This window comes from uncultured Rikenella sp., from assembly GCF_910577125.1.
Taxonomy (GTDB): Bacteria; Bacteroidota; Bacteroidia; order Bacteroidales; family Rikenellaceae; genus Rikenella.
This window is the reverse complement of record NZ_CAJTMN010000141.1, coordinates 1-4,203: the sequence shown is the minus strand read 5'-3', so window position 1 is coordinate 4,203 and position 4,203 is coordinate 1. Positions and strand designations below refer to the sequence as shown.

The window sequence follows — 4,203 nt, the reverse complement described above, 5'->3', positions numbered from 1 at the left end:
AGAACCAGAAAAACTTTAGAGGATGCTAACGCATCCTAAAGCTGCCGGCGGCCCAACTCTCGGACGCTTCTTTGGGCCGGGGATTCTTCCGGGGCGCGTAGGGTAATTCCCGCATTATTGCGCCCCGGAGAACCCCGACCCAAAAGCAATCGCAGAGACTGAGGACTGCGGAGCCTAAGGAGTAGCGTAGCTAACTAAAAGTTTTTGGTGCCGCTTTTTTCAAAAAGCGGCAGTTCTCTGCGGGTAGACACAGCTAAACGAATGATTAGAAAATCAGTCCAGTTCCCAGTCCGCCCCATCCTTTCGATCCTTGACCCGGATACCCAGCGCCGCCAGGCGGTCGCGGATCAAGTCCGACGTCGCCCAGTCCTTCGCCGCCTTCGCCTGCTGACGCACCTCCAGCACCATGTCGATCACCCCGCCCAAGCGGTCGTTGCCACCAGCGGCAGGAGCCGCCCCGCCCTCCGCCGAGAGAGAGAGCCCCAGCAAATCGCCCAATATACGGTCGAAAGTATCGCGCAGCGTTTTCAAATCCTCCTCCGTCGCCGTGAGCGTCCCGTCGTTCAGCGCGTTGACATGCCGCACCCACTCGAACAGTTTCGCAATTGCCACCGGACTGTTCAGGTCGTCGCACAGCGCCTCCTCGCACTCCGCCAACAGCCCCGCCGGCGACGGTATGGTAGAAGCCGCCGCAGGAGCGATGCGCCCCGAAGCCAAGGTATTCCACGCCTTGAGCAGCCGTTCCAACCCCTTCTGCGCCCCCTGCAGCGCCTCGTCGCTGAAGTCCAGCGTCGACCGGTAGTGCGCCTGGAGGATAAAGAACCGGATCACCATCGGCGAGTAGGCCTGCGACAACAGCGGATGATCCCCCGTGAAGAACTGCTCCAGCGTGATGAAATTCCCCAACGACTTGCCCATCTTCTGCCCCCCGATCGTCACCATGTTGTTGTGCACCCAATATCTGGCCGACGCATGTCCCAGCGCCGCCGTCGACTGCGCGATCTCGCACTCGTGGTGCGGGAACATCAAGTCCATCCCCCCCCCGTGAATATCGAACCTCTCGCCCAGATACTTCGCACTCATCGCCGAGCACTCCAGATGCCACCCCGGAAATCCCTCGCTCCACGGGCTCGGCCACCGCATGATATGCTCCGGCGCAGCCTTTTTCCACAATGCGAAGTCCGCCGCGAAACGCTTTTCTCCCTCATAATCCTCCGACCGCCCCCCCGACTGCATATCCTCCAGATTTCGGCCCGACAGTATCCCGTAATGATTCCCGTCCTCCACATACTTCCGCACGTCGAAATAGACCGACCCGTTGCTCACATACGCATACCCCGCATCCAGAATCGCCTGCGTCATCGCGATCTGTTCGATGATATGCCCCGACGCGTGCGGCTCGATCGACGGCCGCAACACCCCCAGCCGATCCATAAACTCGTGGTACCGGTTGGTATAGTACTGCGCCACCTCCATCGGCTCCAGCTGCTCCAGCCGCGCTTTCTTGGCTATTTTGTCTTCGCCGCTGTCCGCGTCGTTTTCGAGGTGCCCCACATCCGTGATGTTCCGCACATAACGCACCTTGTACCCCTCGTATTTCAGGAGCCGGAACAGCAGGTCGAACGTCACCGCCGGCCGTACATGTCCCAAGTGCGGATCGCCGTAGACCGTCGGCCCGCAGACATACATCCCCACCGCCGGCGCGTGCAGCGGTTCGAACTCCTCTTTGCGTCTTGTCAGCGTGTTGTACAGATAGATCGGTCGGCTCATGCGGTTGTCGGTAAAAAAGATGTGTTCTGCAAAAATATTAATTTTGAACCACCAATGTATCGACCATGTACAAAAACTTGACGGAATATATCGCCGCGCTGGAGCGGGCCGGCGAGTTGATCCGGATTTCCGTTCCCGTCGACCCCGTGCTGGAGATCGCCGAGCTGACCGACCGGCAGTCCAAGCAGCCCGGTGGCGGCAAAGCCCTGCTGTTTGAGCAGACCGGCACCGGTTTTCCCGTGCTCACCAACCTGATGGGTTCCGAGCGACGGATTTGCATGGCCCTCGGCGTGGAGCGGCTTTCCGAAGTCGGCGAACGGATCGACACCCTCTTTGCCGACGCCCTGCGGCCCAAAGCGGGATGGATGGAGAAACTGCGGATGCTGCCCCTGCTCAAAGAGGTTTCGGAGTGGATGCCTCGCCACGTCTCCCGCAAAGGCGAGTGCCAACAGGTGGTGTGGCAGGGCGACGAAGTCGATCTCGGCCGCCTGCCCGTGCTGCAGTGCTGGCCTCACGACGGGGGGCGGTTCGTGACCCTGCCTTTGGTGCACACCGTCGATCCGGAGACGGGAGTTAGGAACGTCGGGATGTACCGGATGCAGGTGTTCGACGCGCGCACTACGGGGATGCACTGGCACCGCCACAAGACCGGCGAGCGGCACTATCAGGAATACAAAAAGCGGGGCGATCGGATGCCGGTGGCGGTCTGCCTTGGCGGCGACCCCGTCTATACCTACTGCGCGACAGCTCCACTGCCCGACGGGATGGACGAGTACCTGCTGGCCGGTTTTCTGCGTCGGCGGCCCGTGGAGCTGGTGCAGTGCCTGACCAACGATCTGCGGGTGCCTGCCGATTGCGACTTCGTGATCGAAGGCTACGTCGACCCCGCCGAACCGAAGGCGGTCGAAGGCGATTTCGGTGACCACACCGGGTTTTACTCCCTGAAAGACCTTTATCCGCGATTCCATGTGACCTGCATCACCCACCGGCGCGATGCGGTCTGGCCCGCGACGCTGGTGGGGATTCCTCCGATGGAGGATGCCTGGATTCAGCTGGCGACGGAGCGGATCTTCCTTGCGCCCATCCGTCTGGCCGTAGCTCCGGAGGTGGTTGATCTGTGGATGCCACCGGCGGGGGTGGCGCACAATATCGCGGTGTGCGTGATCGAAAAAAGTTATGCCGGTCAGGCCCTTAAGGTGGCGAATGCGCTGTGGGGTGCCGGCCAGATGAGTTTCAATAAGTTCTTGGTGGTGCTCTCGGCCGAGGATGCGGCCGGGGTCTCGGGCGAAGGGTATGTCGAGGTGATTCGGGAGCGGCTTCGCCGGTTCGATCCGACGCGGGACGCTCTGTTTTCGCGGGGGGTGCTCGACGTGCTCGACCACTCGGCTCCTCAGACCGGTTTCGGCGGGAAATTATGTCTCGACCTGACGCGTAAGCTGGAAGAGGAGGGGGGCGAGGCGCCTTTCCGGGAAGATATTCCGGTGGCGGTGGTCTGGGACGATTTCGTGGAGGCGTCGGGGCTGAATTTCAGCGAATTGCTGTGGCTAACAGCGGGGAATGTAGACCCGGGTCGGGATGTCACGATTACTCCGGAAGGGGCGTTGAGGTTGGATGCGCGGTTCAAGCCGGCGGCGGTGGATCGGGGCTGGCCGAATGTGGTGACGATGTCGCCGGAGGTGATCGAGCGGGTGGATGCTCATTGGTCGGAATACGGTTTTACGGGAGATCCCCTGCCGTCACCCTCGCGCCGTTATCAGTTTTTGGTGCGTTCTGACACGGCGAAGATTTGAGGCACGTCCGCACTTTGACTCCTGCGGAGCGTGAGGCGCGCGGTCAAAGAGTGGGGCCGAGGCTGCCGCAGCAAAACGTAGTTTCGCCCGTCCACGGGACGTGGGGCCCGGCCGGCCCGAGGCCAGTTCCGGTCTTTAGGGTAGAGGCTGCCAATTGGGAGTGCGGCACGCACCGCCCGCCCGCTTAAAGAGGGATTTCGCTCGTTTTGCAGTAAGCAAAATCGAGATGAAATCCCAGCGGGCGACGATTAAAATGCCCCGCGCGCCGACGCCTTAGGAGGCGATTCAACTGTTTCGGTGAAGAGGCGAAACAGAATGAATCGCCCAAGGCGCGCGGGAAAAGAATTGGACTAAGCAGATAAGTGAAAATGCGTAAGCATTTTCCCGTCCACGGGACGTGGGGCCCGCGCGGCCTGAGCGCAGTCGAAGCTCGACGCGCGCCGCCGTTTTGAGAGGCGATTCAACTGTTTCGGCGACGAGCCGAAAGAGAATGAATCGCCCAAGGCGCGCGAGAAAAATATGAACAAAGCTCATCCCGCGCGCGACAGCTGGAGACGGAAATCATTCAAACGCGTGGTGCGCGTTTGAATAAGATTTCCGCCAGCGCGCGGGAAAAATGCGATAGGTGGCGAAGCGACAGCGG

The 4,203-nt window shown here is 61.0% G+C and carries 2 protein-coding genes; one reads left to right on the top strand and one right to left on the bottom strand.

The genetic code is table 11. The annotated features are described in order from the left end of the window. Window positions 1-273 precede the first annotated feature (273 nt). Complete coding sequence (cysS, locus tag QZ292_RS09810; RefSeq protein ID WP_294601058.1) at window positions 274-1,770, bottom strand: cysteine--tRNA ligase; 1,497 nt, start codon at window positions 1,768-1,770, stop codon at window positions 274-276. A gap of 65 nt (window positions 1,771-1,835) precedes the next feature. On the opposite strand from cysS, the gene QZ292_RS09805 reads away from it, so the two are divergent. After that, window positions 1,836-3,560, top strand: a complete 1,725-nt coding sequence (locus tag QZ292_RS09805) for a menaquinone biosynthesis decarboxylase (RefSeq protein WP_294601056.1) — start codon at window positions 1,836-1,838, stop codon at window positions 3,558-3,560. Window positions 3,561-4,203: the final 643 nt, after the last annotated feature.